This is a genomic window from Lamprobacter sp. (genome assembly GCF_034860625.1).
Classification (GTDB): domain Bacteria; phylum Pseudomonadota; class Gammaproteobacteria; order Chromatiales; family Chromatiaceae; genus Lamprobacter.
In genome coordinates, this window is record NZ_JAYESN010000095.1 from 1 (window position 1) to 15,360 (window position 15,360).

At 62.3% G+C, this 15,360-nt stretch carries 15 protein-coding genes; 12 read left to right on the forward strand and 3 right to left on the reverse strand.

Translation table 11 applies throughout. The features are described from left to right. The 7 genes from xrtA to VBE63_RS19065 form a co-directional block, all read left to right on the forward strand. Nucleotides 1–1,213, forward strand: a 1,213-nt coding sequence (xrtA, locus tag VBE63_RS19035) for an exosortase A (protein WP_323684596.1), incomplete at its 5' end; no start/stop codon positions are given. Between the two features lie 28 nt (nucleotides 1,214–1,241). Beyond that, nucleotides 1,242–2,495 (forward strand): glycosyltransferase, encoded by a 1,254-nt coding sequence (locus VBE63_RS19040; RefSeq protein ID WP_323684606.1) that lies wholly within the window; start codon nucleotides 1,242–1,244, stop codon nucleotides 2,493–2,495. A 14-nt stretch (nucleotides 2,496–2,509) separates the two neighbouring features. Continuing rightward, nucleotides 2,510–4,414: an XrtA/PEP-CTERM system amidotransferase gene (locus tag VBE63_RS19045; RefSeq protein WP_323684597.1), complete on the forward strand. Its 1,905-nt coding sequence runs from the start codon at nucleotides 2,510–2,512 to the stop codon at nucleotides 4,412–4,414. A gap of 10 nt (nucleotides 4,415–4,424) precedes the next feature. Next, a complete protein-coding gene (locus VBE63_RS19050; RefSeq protein ID WP_323684598.1) occupies nucleotides 4,425–5,642 on the forward strand; it encodes a TIGR04063 family PEP-CTERM/XrtA system glycosyltransferase in 1,218 nt (405 codons plus the stop codon). Further along, on the forward strand, nucleotides 5,632–6,744 hold the full coding sequence (locus VBE63_RS19055) for a glycosyltransferase family 4 protein (protein ID WP_323684599.1): 1,113 nt from the start codon (nucleotides 5,632–5,634) through the stop codon (nucleotides 6,742–6,744). The genes VBE63_RS19050 and VBE63_RS19055 overlap by 11 nt, the downstream gene beginning before the upstream one ends. Then, on the forward strand, nucleotides 6,744–8,114 hold the full coding sequence (locus tag VBE63_RS19060) for a phenylacetate--CoA ligase family protein (RefSeq protein ID WP_323684600.1): 1,371 nt from the start codon (nucleotides 6,744–6,746) through the stop codon (nucleotides 8,112–8,114). Before VBE63_RS19055 ends, VBE63_RS19060 begins: the two co-directional genes overlap by 1 nt. A gap of 5 nt (nucleotides 8,115–8,119) precedes the next feature. After that, nucleotides 8,120–9,070 carry a polysaccharide deacetylase family protein gene (locus VBE63_RS19065; protein ID WP_323684607.1) on the forward strand — a complete coding sequence of 317 codons (951 nt, stop codon included), beginning with the start codon at nucleotides 8,120–8,122 and terminating at the stop codon, nucleotides 9,068–9,070. Here the strand turns inward: VBE63_RS19065 and VBE63_RS19070 are convergent. Further along, a complete protein-coding gene (locus VBE63_RS19070; protein ID WP_323684601.1) occupies nucleotides 9,067–11,013 on the reverse strand; it encodes an asparagine synthetase B family protein in 1,947 nt (648 codons plus the stop codon). The genes VBE63_RS19065 and VBE63_RS19070 overlap by 4 nt on opposite strands. A gap of 142 nt (nucleotides 11,014–11,155) precedes the next feature. Between VBE63_RS19070 and VBE63_RS19075 the strand changes: the two genes are divergently transcribed. Next, nucleotides 11,156–11,410, forward strand: a complete 255-nt coding sequence (locus tag VBE63_RS19075) for an acyl carrier protein (protein WP_323684602.1) — start codon at nucleotides 11,156–11,158, stop codon at nucleotides 11,408–11,410. 7 nt (nucleotides 11,411–11,417) lie between these two features. On the opposite strand, the gene VBE63_RS19080 is transcribed toward VBE63_RS19075, so the two are convergent. After that, the gene (locus VBE63_RS19080; protein WP_323684603.1) at nucleotides 11,418–11,732 is read right to left on the reverse strand and encodes an addiction module antidote protein; all 315 of its coding nucleotides are present in this window, start codon (nucleotides 11,730–11,732) and stop codon (nucleotides 11,418–11,420) included. Continuing rightward, complete coding sequence (locus VBE63_RS19085; RefSeq protein ID WP_323684604.1) at nucleotides 11,729–12,028, reverse strand: type II toxin-antitoxin system RelE/ParE family toxin; 300 nt, start codon at nucleotides 12,026–12,028, stop codon at nucleotides 11,729–11,731. Before VBE63_RS19085 ends, VBE63_RS19080 begins: the two co-directional genes overlap by 4 nt. A gap of 62 nt (nucleotides 12,029–12,090) precedes the next feature. Here VBE63_RS19085 and VBE63_RS19090 point away from each other — a divergent pair, with 62 nt between their 5' ends. The 4 genes from VBE63_RS19090 to VBE63_RS19105 all read left to right on the forward strand — a co-directional run bounded on the left by VBE63_RS19090 (nucleotide 12,091) and on the right by VBE63_RS19105 (nucleotide 15,292). Next, complete coding sequence (locus VBE63_RS19090; protein ID WP_323684608.1) at nucleotides 12,091–12,975, forward strand: hydrolase 2, exosortase A system-associated; 885 nt, start codon at nucleotides 12,091–12,093, stop codon at nucleotides 12,973–12,975. Between the two features lie 41 nt (nucleotides 12,976–13,016). After that, entirely contained in the window at nucleotides 13,017–14,132 is a 1,116-nt protein-coding gene (locus tag VBE63_RS19095; protein WP_416274584.1) for a hydrolase 1, exosortase A system-associated, read from the forward strand. A gap of 37 nt (nucleotides 14,133–14,169) precedes the next feature. Beyond that, the gene (locus tag VBE63_RS19100) at nucleotides 14,170–14,913 is read left to right on the forward strand and encodes a class I SAM-dependent methyltransferase (RefSeq protein WP_323684605.1); all 744 of its coding nucleotides are present in this window, start codon (nucleotides 14,170–14,172) and stop codon (nucleotides 14,911–14,913) included. 133 nt (nucleotides 14,914–15,046) lie between these two features. Next, nucleotides 15,047–15,292 (forward strand): type II toxin-antitoxin system ParD family antitoxin, encoded by a 246-nt coding sequence (locus tag VBE63_RS19105; RefSeq protein ID WP_323684610.1) that lies wholly within the window; start codon nucleotides 15,047–15,049, stop codon nucleotides 15,290–15,292. Nucleotides 15,293–15,360: the final 68 nt, after the last annotated feature.

Consider the following 15,360-nt stretch of genomic DNA (forward strand, 5'->3'; position numbering starts at 1 on the left):
GACGCTACTTGGTCCGCGGGTGGCCTGGATCTTGGTGTTCCCGCTGGCGTACCTGTTCTTTGCGGTACCGTTTGGCGATTTCATCGTTCCGCCGCTGATGGACTATACCGCCTGGTTCTCGGTGCTGCTGCTCAAGCTCAGCGGCGTTCCGGTGCACATGGATGGCCACTACATCAGCATTCCCGCCGCCGACTTCGTGGTGATCGAGGCCTGCAGCGGGGTACGCTATCTGATCGCATCCCTGGCGCTGGGGCTGGTCTATGCCTATCTGAACTACAACAGCCTCTGGCGTCGCTTGGCCTTCATGGCCCTCGCCATTGGTTTGCCGATCCTCGCCAACGGCCTTCGGGCCTACAGCATCATCATCACCGCGCATGTGACCGATGGGCGGATCATCCTCGGCTATGGCCACATCGTTGTCGGCTGGGTGTTCTTCGGTGTGGTGATGTTCTTGATGTTCTGGATCGGTTCGTTCTGGGCTGACAGACATGGTCCGTCCAAGCACAGTGGAGCTGAAGCCGCAGCGAACACTCAGCATGCCCCCGTCCATTCGGTCAGGGCGCAGAATCTGGCGCTGATCCTGCTGGCCTTAGTTGCCATACTCGGGTCTACTCGGGGCAGCGAAGCGCTCCTTCAGGCGAGGGCCCAGCAGATACTGATCGATGCGCCTATTCAACTACCGAGTGCGGTGCCTGGCTGGCAGGGTCCCAAACAGCTGTCAGATCCTTGGCGCCCCGCCTATCATGACGCCGATGCCGAACTTGCGGGGCTTTATCGGGACAATGGTCACTCGCTGGAACTGCACGTCTTGCATTATCACAACCGCGGGCGGGGCACCGAGTTGATCTCCTGGCGCAACCAGATCCATGAGCGTAATGAGATCTGGCGTCGCTCTGGTGGCGGTACTCGGCAGCTGACGGGCTCTGAGGGCCGCGAGCGTCGAGTCGGAGCGGTTCAAGAAACCCTGTTGCGCGGTCCGGGTGGTCAATTGCGGCTGATTTGGCATTGGTACCAGATTGGTGATCGAGCGACCATCGATCGGGTCGAGGTCAAGTTGCGCGAACTCCAGATGGTCTTGACCGGCGATGGCCGAGGGGCCTTTCTGGTCGCGCTCAGCACCGAAGCGGATGAGCTGTCGCTGAATGCCGCGCGCCAACGCTTTAAAGACTTCTTGCAAGCCTTGCCTCAGCCAGTGGGTTATACCGATGGCTAACAGGCCCGAGGATTCGGCCACTCCGCTCATCGCCCACATCATCCACCGGCTTGATATCGGCGGTATGGAAAACGGGCTGGTCAACCTGATCAACCAGATGCCGCCGGCCGCTTATCGGCATGCGATCATCTGCATGACTGACTCCACGACCTTTCGTGAGCGCCTGCAGCGGGACGATGTCGACCTCTATGCGCTGCACAAGCGCGAGGGCAAGGATCTCGGCGTGCATGCTCGGCTCTGGCGTCTACTCCGGCAACTGCGGCCAGATATCCTGCATACGCGCAATTTGGCAACCTTGGAAGCGCAGCTGACAGCAACAGTCGCTGGGGTTGGAGCACGGGTGCATGGCGAGCATGGTTGGGATGTCGGTGATGCGGACGGGACGAATCCTCGCAACCGTCGTCTGCGGCGCCTAGTGCGCCCATTGGTGGGCCAATACATCGCGTTGTCGCGGCATCAGATGGGCTATCTCACCGAGCAGGTCGGCGTACTGCGCGCTCGGCTGAATCAGATCTACAACGGCGTTGACACCGAGCGTTTCCATCCACCCGCGAGTCTGCAGGCCAATGCACCGAAAAAGACCACGGAAAACGCGCTGGCAAACTCGCTGGTCAGCGCGCCCGCCGGTAGCGACGATCGGTGTGCGCTGTTGCCAGCAGGTTTTGTGCCCCCGAATATGATCTCGGATGCGTCGGCGCATGCGCCCCCGCCGGTACTGGTCATCGGCGCTGTGATGCGCATGCAGGCGGTCAAGGCGCCCTTGGAGCTGGCGCGGTCCTTTGTCGAGCTGCGTCGCCGACTTCCGGAACGGTTTCCTCAGCTGCGCCTGGTCATCGTCGGCGATGGCCCATTGCGAGCGGCTGCCGTTGAGATCTTGGCCGAGGCCGGCGTCGCGGAACAGACCTGGCTACCCGGCGCGCGCGATGACGTGCCCGAGTTGATGCGGGCCATGGACCTGTTCGTGGTCCCCTCGCTGGCCGAGGGCATCTGTAATACCATCCTCGAGGCCATGGCCAGCGGGCTGCCGGTGATTGCCACCGAGGTTGGCGGCAATCCGGATCTGGTGCAGCCCGGCCTCACCGGCAGCCTGGTGCCAGCGGCTGACCCAATCGCACTGGCCGAGACCATCGCCCGCTATGCCTCTGATCCCGAGCGCCGCCAGCGCGAAGGCCTGGCTGCCCGCGCCCGCGCCGAGCGCGACTTTAGTCTGGCGGCCATGGTGCAGGGCTATCTGCGCGTCTACGACAAGGCGCTGGGCCGAACGCCCTTGGTCAGCGACTAGGAGCAACTTCAGACATGTGCGGTATCACTGGCATCTTCGATCTGCGCGAGCGGCGCCCGATCAATCGCGCGTTGCTTGAAGCGATGAACCAGACCCAATTCCATCGCGGCCCGGACGAGGGCGGGGTGCATTGCGAGCCCGGGGTGGGGCTGGCGCACCGGCGGCTGTCGATTATCGACCTCTCCAGCGGCCAACAACCCCTGTTCAACGAGGACGAGACCGTTGTCGTCACCTATAACGGCGAGATCTACAATTTTCCAGAGCTGACCCAGGAGCTACAGCAAGCCGGTCACCAGTTTCGCACCCACTGCGATACCGAGGTCATCGTCCATGCCTGGGAAGAGTGGGGCGAGGCCTGCGTCGAGCGCTTCCGTGGCATGTTTGCCTTTGGTCTCTGGGATCGCAACCGCCAGACCCTGTTCCTGGCGCGCGACCGGCTCGGCATCAAGCCGCTCTACTACAGCCTGCTGCCCGATGGCCATCTGCTCTTTGCCTCTGAGCTCAAGGCGCTGATGGCCCATCCCGATCTGCCGCGCGACATGGACCCGCAGGCGATCGAGGATTACTTCGCCTATGGCTATGTACCCGAGCCGCGCAGCATCTTCCGCTCGGTGCAGAAGCTGCCGCCGGCGCATCGGCTCAGCTTGCGCCATGGCCAACGTGACCTGCCAGCGCCACGCGCCTATTGGGATGTGCCTTTCAACAGCTTGCCGCCGCTCGACGAGGCTGCCGCAGCGGAGGAACTGGTCGCCCGCCTGCGCGAGGCGGTGAAGATCCGCCAGATCGCCGAGGTGCCGCTCGGTGCCTTCCTCTCCGGCGGCGTTGATTCCAGTGCGGTGGTGGCGATGATGGCGGGGCTGTCGCCCGACCCGGTGCAGACCTGTTCCATTTCCTTTGCCGATCCGGCCTATGACGAGTCGCGCTATGCGCAACTGGTCGCCCAGCGCTACCAGACCGATCATTATCAGGAGCAGGTCGACAGCGACGATTTCGCGCTGCTCGATCGGTTGGGGACGCTCTACGATGAGCCCTTCGCCGACAGCTCCGCGCTGCCGACCTACCGCGTCTGCGAGCTGGCGCGACGCAAGGTCGTCGTCGCGCTTTCTGGCGATGGCGGTGATGAAAACCTCGCCGGTTATCGGCGCTATCGTCACCACCTGGCCGAGGAGCGGCTGCGCGGGCCGCTGCCGCTCGGGATGCGCCGACCTTTGTTTGGCGCGCTGGCCAGCCTCTATCCCAAGGCCGATTGGGCACCGCGGGTGTTTCGCGCCAAGGCGACCTTCCAAGCCCTGGCGCGTGATGCGGTCGAGGGCTATTTCCAAGGCGTCTCGATCCTGCGCGATGAACTGCGCGCCAAGCTCTTCTCGCCAGCCTTTCGGCGTGAGCTGCAGGGCTACAACGCGGTGGATCTGCTGCGCGAGCATGCTGCGCGGGCGCCGACGGCTGATCCGCTCTCCTTGGTTCAGTATCTGGATCTCAAGACCTATCTGCCCGGTGACATCCTGACCAAGGTCGACCGCGCCAGCATGGCCCACGCCTTGGAGGTGCGAGTGCCGATTCTGGATCATCCGCTGGTCGAATGGATCTCGGGGCTGCCTCCGGATCTGAAGCTGCGCGGTGGCGAAGGCAAATATCTGTTCAAGAAGGCGATGGAGCCCTACCTGCCCAACGACATCCTCTATCGGCGCAAGAAGGGCTTTTCGGTGCCGGTGGCTGAGTGGTTCCGGGGGCCGTTGCGGGAGCGGCTACGGATTAAGGTGTTAGGCCCGCGCATGGCCGATTCCAGGTTGTTCGATATGGATTTGCTGCACAGACTCGTCACTCAGCACCAAGAGGGGCAAAGGGACCACAGCCCAGCGCTCTGGTCGCTACTCATGTTCGAGGGATTCCTGGCAAGGCTAGAGGCCGCTAGCCCATGAGGTCAAGGCAATGAAGATTCTCCACGTTCTGGACCATTCTATCCCGCTGCATAGTGGCTACACCTTCCGCACCGCAGCCATCCTGCGGGAACAGCGGCGGCTTGGTTGGGAAACCCTGCATCTGACGAGCCCTAAGCAACTGGATGGGAGTGGCGCGATGGAGCAGACGGTTGACGGTTTGCATTTCTATCGCACCCCGTATACACCTCCAGCACTTCCTGGTCTCGGGGAATGGCGTTTGATCGCGGCTCTGACGAAACGGCTTGAATCTCTGGCCCGAACCTTGCACCCGGATCTAATCCACGCTCACTCTCCAGTGCTGAATGCAATTCCGGCGCTGCGCGTCGGTCGGCGCCTAGGGATTCCGACCGTCTACGAGGTGCGTGCCTTTTGGGAGGATGCCGCTGTCGATCACGGTACTAGCCGCGAGAACGGTCTGCGCTATCGCCTGACGCGTGCGCTTGAGACCTATGCCCTGCGGCGAGTCGATCATGTGACGACCATCTGTCAGGGGCTCCGCCAAGACATCCTCGCCCGTGGTTTGCCCGAGCAGCGGGTCACGGTGATCCCAAACGCGGTGGATGCCGATGCCTTCCGACTGGGTGGCGCGCCCGAGCCAGAACTAGCGGCCGAGTTGGGCCTGACTGGCGCGACGGTGCTTGGATTCATCGGTTCCTTCTATGCCTACGAAGGCTTGAACCTGTTGCTCGATGCCTTGCCTCGTATCCTCGCACAAGCCCCCCAGGTGCGTGTTTTGCTGGTTGGTGGTGGTGTGCAGGCGGACCGCCTTCAGGGTCAAGCCGAGCAGTTGGGCATCGCGGACAAGGTCGTCTTTACCGGGCGTGTGCCGCATGATCAGGTGCAGCGCTATTATGACTTGGTGGACTTGTTGGTGTATCCACGCCTGTCGATGCGTCTCACCGAATTGGTGACACCCTTGAAGCCGCTTGAGGCGATGGCTCAGGGGCGCCTACTGTTAGCCTCGGACGTTGGGGGGCATCGGGAACTGATCCGCGATGACGAGACCGGCTGGCTTTTCCCCGCCGGAGATGCCCAAGCCCTTGCCGAAACTGCGCTCAAGATACTCGCGCAGCCCGAACACTGGTCCCGGATCACTCGAGCGGGTCGGCGCTTTGTCGAAGAAGAGCGAACCTGGAGGGCCAGCGTCGTCCGCTATCAGCCCATCTACCAGGCGCTGACGCAAGGGGCCATTGCCGATGCCGGCTGAGCCCTGCCGGGTGCTACTGGTTGGGCCGCTGCCGCCACCTGCCGGTGGCATGGCCATGCAGACGCGCCAGCTTCGGGATCTGTTGCGCGCCGAAGGGTTGGTTGTGGAGCTAGTGCAAGTAAACCGCCCATACCGACCAGCGCTGATTGCCCGCATCCCCCTGGTGCGAGCGTTGTTTCGTCTGCTGCCCTATGTGTGGTCGCTCTGGCACGGAGCCGGGCGCAACGATCTGATGCACCTGATGGCCAATTCTGGGTGGTCCTGGCATCTGTTCGCTGTGCCCGCAATAGTGATTGCGCGTGCGCGCGGCTTGGCCATGGTCGTCAACTACCGAGGTGGCTCTGCCCCCGCGTTTCTCGCTCAGCAAGGGGCTTGGGTGTTGCCGATGCTGCGCCGCGCCGAAGTGTTGGCGGTACCGTCGGGATTTCTCGAACGGGTCTTCCGGGAATATGCACTTACCGCCAGGATCGTACCGAACATTGTCGACCTGAGCCGCTTCATGGCCTCGCCCAAGACAAGAGGGTCTGGCAGGGCAGAGCTGCGTCTGGTGGTTACCCGCAACCTCGAGCCCATCTACGACATCTCAACGGCACTGCAGGCATTAGCCCTTGTCCGATCGTCAGCGCCCAACCTGAACGCCGACATCAGTCTCAGCATTGCCGGCTCGGGTCCGGAGGCGGACCGACTTCAGTCCGAGGCACTGCAACTCGGGCTTGGCGACGCCGTCACGTTCACCGGCAGACTCGATCGCGAGGCGATGGTCGCGCTTTACCAGAGTGCCGACGTGATGCTGAATCCCAGTCGGGTCGACAACACGCCAAATTCCATCCTCGAGGCCTGGGCCAGCGGGGTTGCCGTGGTCAGTACCAATGTAGGCGGGGTTCCCGATCTGGTGACTGAAGGCAGGGATGCCTTACTGGTGCCGCCGGGCGATGTGCAGGCCATGGCTCAGGCGATCATTGAGCTTGCCGAGAACCCACAACGGCTGCTGCAGCTGCAGGATGAGGGACGCAAACGCGCCCAGGAGTTTTCTTGGCATCGGATTGGTCCAATTTGGCTGGACCTCTACGCACAGCTTGCTCGTTCTCGGCTGGCGCCGTGATGACCATCTATACGCACTGGGTATCAAGCGTTCTGTTCCCTCTTCATGAACGCCTCAAGCGACACTCCAGCGTGCGCATGCGTCGCAGTCTCGAGGTCAGCCAATGGTGGCCCCTTGAGCGTATCGAAGCCTTGCAAACCGAACGGCTTAAGCAATTGTTCTGCTACGTTTCGACACAGGTGCCTTTCTATCGTGACTGGTTCCACAGTCAGTCGGTGCCCCCGCCGGACCGCTCGACTCCGCTGAATCTCAGACAATGGCCAGTGATCGACAAGGCGTTGATTCGCGCTCAGGGAGACCAATGGCTTTGCGAAGATGCCACTGGTTTGTCAGTCCAGCGAACCAGCGGCTCCTCTGGTGAGCCGTTGGTCTTTTACATGGGCAAGGAGCGCCAGAGCATGGATATCGCCGCCAAGTGGCGAGCCACCCGCTGGTGGGGTGTCGATGTCGGCGACCGCGAGATCGTTCTTTGGGGCTCTGCGGTCGAGACCGGCGCCCAAGACAGGGTCCGCACCTGGCGCGATCGACTGATGCGCTCTCGGCTGATTCCCACTCAGGATCTGCATCCACAACGGATCGATCGCATTATTGACGAGATTCAGGCTTTTCGTCCCCGCATGCTGTTCGGCTACCCGTCAGCCTTAGCGCGCGTTGCCTGGCGCGCGCGCGAGCAGCGCCGAGCCCTCGATAACCTCGGCATGCGTGTCGTCTTCACTACCTCCGAGGTGCTGCGACCGGAATGGCGCCAGGTGATTTCCACTGTGATGGGTTGTCCTGTGGCGAACGAATATGGCGCGCGCGATGCCGGTTTTATCGCGCGCGAATGTCCCAATGGCCGGTTGCACATCACCGCCGAAGCCCTCATTGTTGAGATCCTTGACGATCAGGATCAACCGGTCGCGCCCGGTGAGGTTGGCGAGATTGTTGTCACCAACCTGATGGGGCCCGAGTTCCCATTCATCCGTTATCGGACCGGTGATCGGGGTGCACTTGACCTCGATCCTTGCCCATGCGGGCGCAGCTTACCCGTGCTGCGAGAGCTGCAGGGGCGGGCCAACGATGGTCTTGTGGCGCTAGACGGGGCCTGGGTGCACGGCAGCGCGTTCAATTATCTGATGCGCGACCTCCCAGAACTTCGGGCCTACAAGGTCATCCAGCAGACCCGAACTCAAGTGGACCTGTTGCTGAGCATCCAAGCAGCGCTTCCGCCAGGATTTGCCGATCGTGTCGAGCAAGCCTTTGTCGACCGTTTAGGGCAAGGGGTCAAGGTCAGCCTGCAGATCCTCGATCAGATTCCAACCGAGGCTAATGGCAAGTACCGCCATGTGGTGTGTCGTGTACCGAGTCCAACGGAGGCGTCATCAGCATGACCCTGATGCCATTTACCCCCTTGTTCTCGTTGCTCTCGCCGTCGGGGCGAACGGCGCGACTCTCGATTCTCATCTATCACCGAGTGCTGGCGAAGCCCGATCCACTCCTGCCCGGCGTCCCGGACCGCGAGACCTTCCGTTGGCAGATGCGCTTCATTCGTCGCCATTTCCAACCCTTGCCGCTGAGCGAAGCGGCGGATCGGCTGCGCGACGAGCAACTGCCATCACGGGCCATCTGCGTGACCTTTGATGACGGTTATGCCGACAATGCCACCGAGGCGCTGCCCGTGCTGCAAGAGACGGGTGTGCCGGCAACCTTTTTCGTCGCTGCCGGCTATCTTAATGGCGGTCGCATGTTCAACGACACAGTGCTGGAGACCGTTCGGCGGTTGCCCCAAGGCCCGCTCGATCTCGGGCCAGAAGGGCTCGGCCCGCGCGAGATCCAAGCCAATGCCGATCGCCTTGCCCTGAGCGGTGAGCTCATCATGGGGCTGAAATACCTCGACCGCGAGCTGCGCCAGGCTAGGGCGGCGGCGCTCGCAGAGCGTTTTGGCGTGGAGCTTCCTGGTGACCTGATGATGTGCGATGACCAGGTGCGACAACTCGAGAACGCTGGCATGACGATCGGCGGCCATACCCTGAATCATCCTATCTTGAGCCAACTGCCGGATGCAGAGGCCTTCGAGGAGATACGCCAGGGCAAATACGCTCTGGAGACCTTGTTAAAACGGCCGGTGCGGCTCTTCGCCTATCCTAATGGTCGCCCGGGCAAAGACTACAGGCCGGAGCACACGATCATGCTGCGAGAGCTTGGCTTCGAGGCCGCCTGCTCAACGGCTTGGGGAACTGCTTGCCGCGACAGCGACCCGTTTCAGCTACCTCGCTTCACGCCCTGGGACCAGACCCCACTGCGTTTCGGGGTCCGACTAGGGCGTAACCTCCTCGGTCGCGCCTAGCTTAGGGCTTCCCGCTCAGGCCCTAGTCCAGCGCTCGTATGACTCTCCAGCCAGAGATCGAGCATCATCAGAATCCAGACCAGCTCGCCGTAATAGGCCGCGTGCGCATCTCGATGCAGCTCGATCAGGCGATCGATGAACGCGGAGCGCAAGAACCCGCGACCCTTTAGCCGCAGCAGGCTGTCGTAGGCTAACTCACGCAATGGCACGTGCTCATGCATCCAGACCCCGAACGGGAGTCCGAAACCATGTTTTTTCTTGTTGATGATCTCCGGCGGTAGGAAGTCGCGCACGGCCTCCTTGTAAAACTGTCGCAGATGACCTGGGCGCAACTTGAGTCGAGTAGGTACGCGGCTGGAAAAATCCAAGACATCATCATCGAGCATCGGATAGACCACATCCACACCCGCGAGTTGGCACATGCGCGTGACCTTGCGCAGATCGTTATCGGCCAGGGTCTGCTGCCAATCAAGATAGAGCATGCGGTTGACCGATGTGGCTTGCTGCGGGCGCTGATAGAGATCCCGCATCAAGCGCCAGGGTGCCTCAGTGTCGATCTGTTCCAGAAAGTCTGTTTCAAACAGCTCTTCCAATGGCAATCGGTGCAGGTGATTGTAGGTCTGTAACCGATCCGGCAGCGGGATGCGCGCCTGCTCGACATAGCTGCGCGCCTTGCTCACCAGCGGAACAGCGCGTGGCAGCCGTGTGAACAAGGGCTCCAGCATCGTCTTGCGCAGCGGCGCTGGAATCCGGGTCCAATGCTCAAACACCCCCTGTTTGGCATAGCGTTCATTGCCGGCGAACAGCTCATCACCGCCATCGCCACCGAGCAGATGGGTGACGCCAGTCTCGGCCGCGAGCCGGGCGCAGAAGTAGGCGGGCAGGGCGGAGGAATTGCCAAACGGCTCGTCATAGCTCGCAGCGATCAAAGGCACCGCCTCGACCACATCCTCCGGGGTTACATAGTATTCATGCGCTTTTAGGCCGAAATGCCGCGCCGCAAGGCGCGCGTAGGGCATCTCGTCGTAGCCCTCGGCATGGAAGCCGATGCTGAAGCTCTTGGCGCTGCCCGGGTGAATCTCGGCCAGCAGGCCGGCGACGGTGGAGCTGTCCAGCCCGCCGCTGAGGAAGGCACCGGTGGTGGTTCTCGTTGTGTTTGCAGGCGACGTTCCGGGTGCGGCTGCGGAGTCGGCTGTGTCTCCAGCCCCTGTGCTCTGGTGAGCGTCAGCAGCGCGCGCGACTGCGGTCCGAAGCAGCGCGTTCATCTCCGCGCCCAAGGCGGCCTGATCGGCATCCGCCGGCTCCATGAACGACGGCAACCAGTACGGCTTCGTCCGCCAACCACCACGATCGACATCAAGGCGATGCGCCGCTTGCAGCTTGTGCAACCCGGCGAACAGGCTCACTGGCGCCGGCAGCATGTGGAAGAACAGATAATGGAAAAGGCCATCGGCGGTCAGACGACGCTCCAGGCCCGGATGTGCCAGCACGCTGTCGGCCGAGGTGCCAAAGACCAGCCCGCCAGGGGTCGGCGCAAAGTGCAGCGGCAACTGCCCAGTGCGGTCGATGCCAGCCAGCAGGCGCGGCGCCGAGCTGTTCAGCGTCGAGGGGTCGAGGATCACCAGCGCGAAATCGCCGGCAATGCGCTCGAAGAGTCCATCGCCAAAGCGCTGATAGGCGCTCAGCAGTGCGACGGCGGGATCATGATCCCTGGCCTGCGCGGCTAGCTCGGCATCGCGCCAGCGCGGATGGCCGGCGAGTGCCGCGATACAGCCCGTCTCATCCTGGCTGATCCAACCGGCGCGTACCAAGCAGGCGCCGAGTGGATGATGTCGATGGCTCGTGCTGGCCCCTGCTGCGGCTGGCAGATGCTGGGCCCGTTTCTCAAGGTCGATGGATGCCTGTCCCTGCTCGAGGTTGAACCAGCCGCAAAGTCCCGTCATCAAGTTGGCCCGCACAGATTGCTGAGATATGCTGCGCACAATGATAAAGCATCCATGCCGCAGCTGATATACTTCGCCTCAGTGATGACCGTACAACATCGACCCCGGCAGGCTCGCCGCCGGACGCTTTGGGAACAGGTTTATGGCTTCTAGTCTCGACGAGGTTCGCAACATCCTGGACAACACGCTGAGCCTCAACGGCCGCGCCCAGTCTTTCGGTACCGACACCGCCCTGCTGGGAAACATCCCTGAGCTGGACTCCATGGCCGTGGTCGGGCTGATCACCGCCATCGAGGAACACTTCGGCCTCATGGTGGATGATGACGAGGTCAGCGCCGAAACCTTTGAAACCTTTGGCAGCTTGGTCGCCTTCGTGGATGCCAAACTGGCCGCTTGATAAACCGTTATGAGGGGATAGGATCGTCACGCTTGGTTTCATGCGGACGGACTGTCAAGTCGACGCCAAGGGCGCGCATCACGGCAAGCAGGGTTTTCAGGGTTGGGTTTCCCTGCTCGCTGAAGGAGCGATAAAGCTGTTCACGGGAGAGGCCGGTCTCGCGCGCAAGCTCCGCCATGCCCTTGGCCCGCGCAACGACTCCCATTGCCTTAGCGATATAAGCCGAATCACCCGTTTCCAGTGCGTCAGTGAGAAATACCGCTATGGCATCGTTGTTTTCAAGGGCTGCTGCCGGATCGTAGTCATAGATCATCTCAGTCATTCTGCATCCCACTCCGCCGCAAGGCGTTTTGCTGTTGCAATGTCACTTTTCTGCGTGCTTTTATCTCCACCGCATAGAAGGATGACGATTTCGCTTTTATGCTGCTTGAAATACACGCGATACCCAGGCCCATGATGAATGCGCAGCTCGCTGACGCCTGCCCCAACAGGTTCCACATCGCCGGAAAGGCCGTTGGCCAGACGAAAGATGCGCGCGGCAATCATCGCTTTAGCGCGCTGGTCGCGAAGCTTACGCTCCCACTTTCGGAAGGTATCGGTCTGTTTGATCTCAAGCATGCCTTGAGTGTAGTTTTTAGACGACTCAACGGCAACCGATTAGGGCGGTGGCTGTTATGCTAATGCGGCCCACCTTCATCAACGGGGAGCGAGGCGCTCTGTTCCAGATCCTGCACGAGCCAGCTACCCAGCCGGTGCGTGGCGCCGTGCTCTATGTGCATCCCTTCGCCGAAGAACTGAACAAATCCCGGCGTATGGTCGCGCTGCAGGCGCGCCGCCTGGCCGAGCTGGGTTACGTGGTGCTGATCCCCGATCTCCACGGCTGCGGCGATAGCAGCGGCGATTTCTCCGATGCCCGCTGGGAGACCTGGCTGCAGGATCTCAGCCAGTGCCTGGAACAGCTGCAAGCAAGCTACCAGGCGCCGCTGATCCTCTGGGGCCTGCGCGCCGGCTGCCTGTTGATCAGCGATCTGCTACAGACGCGCGCCGAGATGCCCGCTGCGACGTTGTTCTGGCAGCCCGTGACGAATGGTGAGCTGCACCTGACCCAATTCCTGCGCTTGCGCATGGCCGCTGGCATGATCGGCGGCGCCAAGGAAACCACCGCCCAACTGCGCGCGCGCCTCGACGCCGGTGAAGTGCTGGAAGTGGCCGGCTACGGTCTGGCGCCAGCACTGGCTGAACGGCTCGCCGCGGCTCGCCTGCAGCTGCCCAAGGGTGGCGCGGTCTGTTGGCTGGAGGTGACCCAAGCGGAGTCACCAACGCTTTCCCCCGCGAGCGCCCGAGTCGTCGATGCCTGGCAGCAAGTCGCTGAGCAAGCCGGCTTACCGGGGCAGTCGTTGCCTCAATCGTCAGCGCGACAGACAACGCAACAGCCAGACATCGACATCCAGATCAACACCGCCGTTGTTCAAGGCGAGCCCTTCTGGGCGACGCAAGAGATCCGTGAGGTGCCAGCCCTATTGGCGGCGACCGAGCAGGCACTGACCGAGGTGCTGAGCCGATGATGGCGAGTCCGATGCAAGACGCGCCAGCGCAAGAGGCGCCGATGGAGCAGGGGCGACGGCAAACTGTTGCGATGGAGCGGGCGCTGAACTTCGAGGTCGGTGGCGAGCAGTTGCTCGGCATCCTGCATCCGGCAACTGTCTTTGTCGCTTCAACCGAAACCTCAGCTGCAGCTGGAGCCGCAATTCCAGCCAGAGCCGAAGCCGCAACTGCAGCCGGAGCTATCGAGACGCATCGGGGCCTGCTGCTGGTCGTCGGTGGCCCGCAATACCGGGTTGGCAGCCATCGCCAATTCCTGCTCTTGGCAAGGCATCTTGCAGCCGCTGGCATCCCCGTGTTCCGCTTCGACTACCGCGGCATGGGCGACTCCAGCGGCCCGCAGCGTGATTTCGAGCAGATCAACGATGACATCCGTGCCGCCATCGACTGTTTTCAAGCCGAATCGCCGGGGCTCCAGGAGGTCGTGATCTGGGGCCTCTGCGATGCCGCCTCCGCTGCCCTGTTCTACGCTTGGCAAGACCCGCGCGTGAGCGGTCTGGTGCTGCTCAATCCCTGGGTGCGCACCGAGGAGGGACTCGCGAAAGCCTATCTCAAGGGCTATTACCTGCGTCGCTTGCTGAGTCGAGATTTCTGGACAAGCCTGGTCAGCGGGCGTGTCAATCCGCTCAACTCGCTGCGCTCATTGGCGGCGATGGTGCGGCAAGTCGCCAGCGCCGGTCGTCCTTCGAGCGCGTCAGGCTCGGTAGGCGGGAACACGAATGTCGATGCGGATTCGGACGCGAAAGTCGCAAGCAGGACGGCAGGGGCAAGCAGGACGGCAGGGGCAAGCAGGACGACAGGGGTGAGCGGGACGATGGCGGTCACATCAGCGACCAAGGAGCAACAGGGGCGGCGCCTCCCGCCTGGCCCGCTTCCCGAGCGCATGGCCGCGGGCTGGCAGCGTTTTACCGGCCCGATCCTGCTCATTCTCAGTGGCGATGATCTCACCGCCGCGGAGTTTCGCGACGTCGCCGCCCAGTCGCCCGCCTGGCAGGGCCTGCTTGAGGCCCCGCGCGTCACCCGGCGTGAGCTGCCCGAGGCCAATCACACCTTCTCCCGCCAGGTCTGGCGCGATCAGGTCGCGGACTGGACGCGGGATTGGCTCAGTTCGTCCACTTAACCCGCCTGAAGGACTGGGCACTCTTAGGGAGCAGCTGATGGCCCGATCGGGTTTCGAAGAACACTGGCGTCAACGCTTCGTGCAGCGCGGTCGTCAATTCGACGACGATGCCGGGATCGCCGGCTGGACCGCATCTGGGCTGGAGACCCGGCTGCGGCATTTCCAGCGGGTTTGGCCTGGCGATGCACCAGGCTCACGCTGGCTGGATGCCGGTTGCGGCGCGGGTAGTTACACCCGTTATCTCGCCAGCCGCAAGCTCAGTACGCTGGGGCTTGATTACTCACTCCCCTCGGTGCAAAAGGCCCGCGAGCGCAGTGACGAGGCCATTCGCTGGCTGGTGGGCGATGCCACCAAGCTGCCGATTCGGCCCGAGAGTATGGACGGCGTCATCTGTCTCGGCGTCTTGCAGGCGCTCTCCGCGCCTGAACCTGCGTTGCGGGAGCTGATGGCGGCAACGCGTCCTGGCGGGCAGGTTTGGGTGGATGCGCTGAACCGACGCAGCTTGGCCACACTGATCAAGCGCCTGCGCGCCCGACTCGGTGGGCCGCCGTTGAATCTGCGCTACGATGAGCCCGAGCGGTTGCGCCAGATCCTGCTCACCCTTGGGGCGAAGTCGGTCCAGGTCTACTGGGTGCCGATTCTGCCCGGCCGGCTGCAGCGGTTGCAGCCCTGGGTTGAATCCAAACCCATGCGCTGGCTGTTGCGTCGCTTGCCTTGGCTCGCCTCACCGCTGAGCCATGCGTTTCTCGTCGCTGTTCGCAAAGGGCCAGGGCCAGACTGAGGCGGCCCTTAAGAAATGCTGAGAGCGGCTAGGCGAGCGTACGCTTAAGCGGGTGGCGTATAAATAGATCCGCTGTTTTGCGGATTGACAATCTTTGGCAAGAATTGTCAAAATCGACGCCGGAGGTGATTTTATGGCAACGATGAACATTTCTTTGCCAGATGCGATGAAGGCTTGGGTCGATGAATGCTCGCGCTCAGGTCGCTACAGCAATGTCAGCGATTACGTTCGGGATTTGATACGTCGCGATCAGGAGCGTGCTGCCAAGATTGTCCATCTACAGGGGCTCATTGACGAGGCACTTGCCGCCGGTGAAGGACGGCGTTCTATGGAGGCGATCGAAGCCGAAGCGCTTGCACGGCTCGCGAATGTCAAGTGAAGCCGTACAGTCTCAGTGAGCTGGCTGAAGAGGACTTGATCCAGATTTACATTACAGGTGCGATGGAC

Excerpts from the sequence above, each read along its gene's own strand:
- VBE63_RS19050 (WP_323684598.1), top strand. The coding sequence starts at position 4,425 with ATGAAGATTCTCCACGTTCTGGACCATTCTATCCCGCTGCATAGTGGC.
- VBE63_RS19065 (WP_323684607.1), top strand. The coding sequence starts at position 8,120 with ATGCCATTTACCCCCTTGTTCTCGTTGCTCTCGCCGTCGGGGCGAACG.
- VBE63_RS19055 (WP_323684599.1), top strand. The coding sequence starts at position 5,632 with ATGCCGGCTGAGCCCTGCCGGGTGCTACTGGTTGGGCCGCTGCCGCCA.
- VBE63_RS19045 (WP_323684597.1), top strand. The coding sequence starts at position 2,510 with ATGTGCGGTATCACTGGCATCTTCGATCTGCGCGAGCGGCGCCCGATC.
- VBE63_RS19105 (WP_323684610.1), top strand. The coding sequence starts at position 15,047 with ATGGCAACGATGAACATTTCTTTGCCAGATGCGATGAAGGCTTGGGTC.
- VBE63_RS19070 (WP_323684601.1), bottom strand. The coding sequence starts at position 11,013 with ATGACGGGACTTTGCGGCTGGTTCAACCTCGAGCAGGGACAGGCATCC.
- VBE63_RS19060 (WP_323684600.1), top strand. The coding sequence starts at position 6,744 with ATGACCATCTATACGCACTGGGTATCAAGCGTTCTGTTCCCTCTTCAT.
- VBE63_RS19085 (WP_323684604.1), bottom strand. The coding sequence starts at position 12,028 with ATGCTTGAGATCAAACAGACCGATACCTTCCGAAAGTGGGAGCGTAAG.
- VBE63_RS19080 (WP_323684603.1), bottom strand. The coding sequence starts at position 11,732 with ATGACTGAGATGATCTATGACTACGATCCGGCAGCAGCCCTTGAAAAC.
- VBE63_RS19100 (WP_323684605.1), top strand. The coding sequence starts at position 14,170 with ATGGCCCGATCGGGTTTCGAAGAACACTGGCGTCAACGCTTCGTGCAG.
- VBE63_RS19090 (WP_323684608.1), top strand. The coding sequence starts at position 12,091 with ATGCGGCCCACCTTCATCAACGGGGAGCGAGGCGCTCTGTTCCAGATC.
- VBE63_RS19075 (WP_323684602.1), top strand. The coding sequence starts at position 11,156 with ATGGCTTCTAGTCTCGACGAGGTTCGCAACATCCTGGACAACACGCTG.
- VBE63_RS19095 (WP_416274584.1), top strand. The coding sequence starts at position 13,017 with ATGGAGCAGGGGCGACGGCAAACTGTTGCGATGGAGCGGGCGCTGAAC.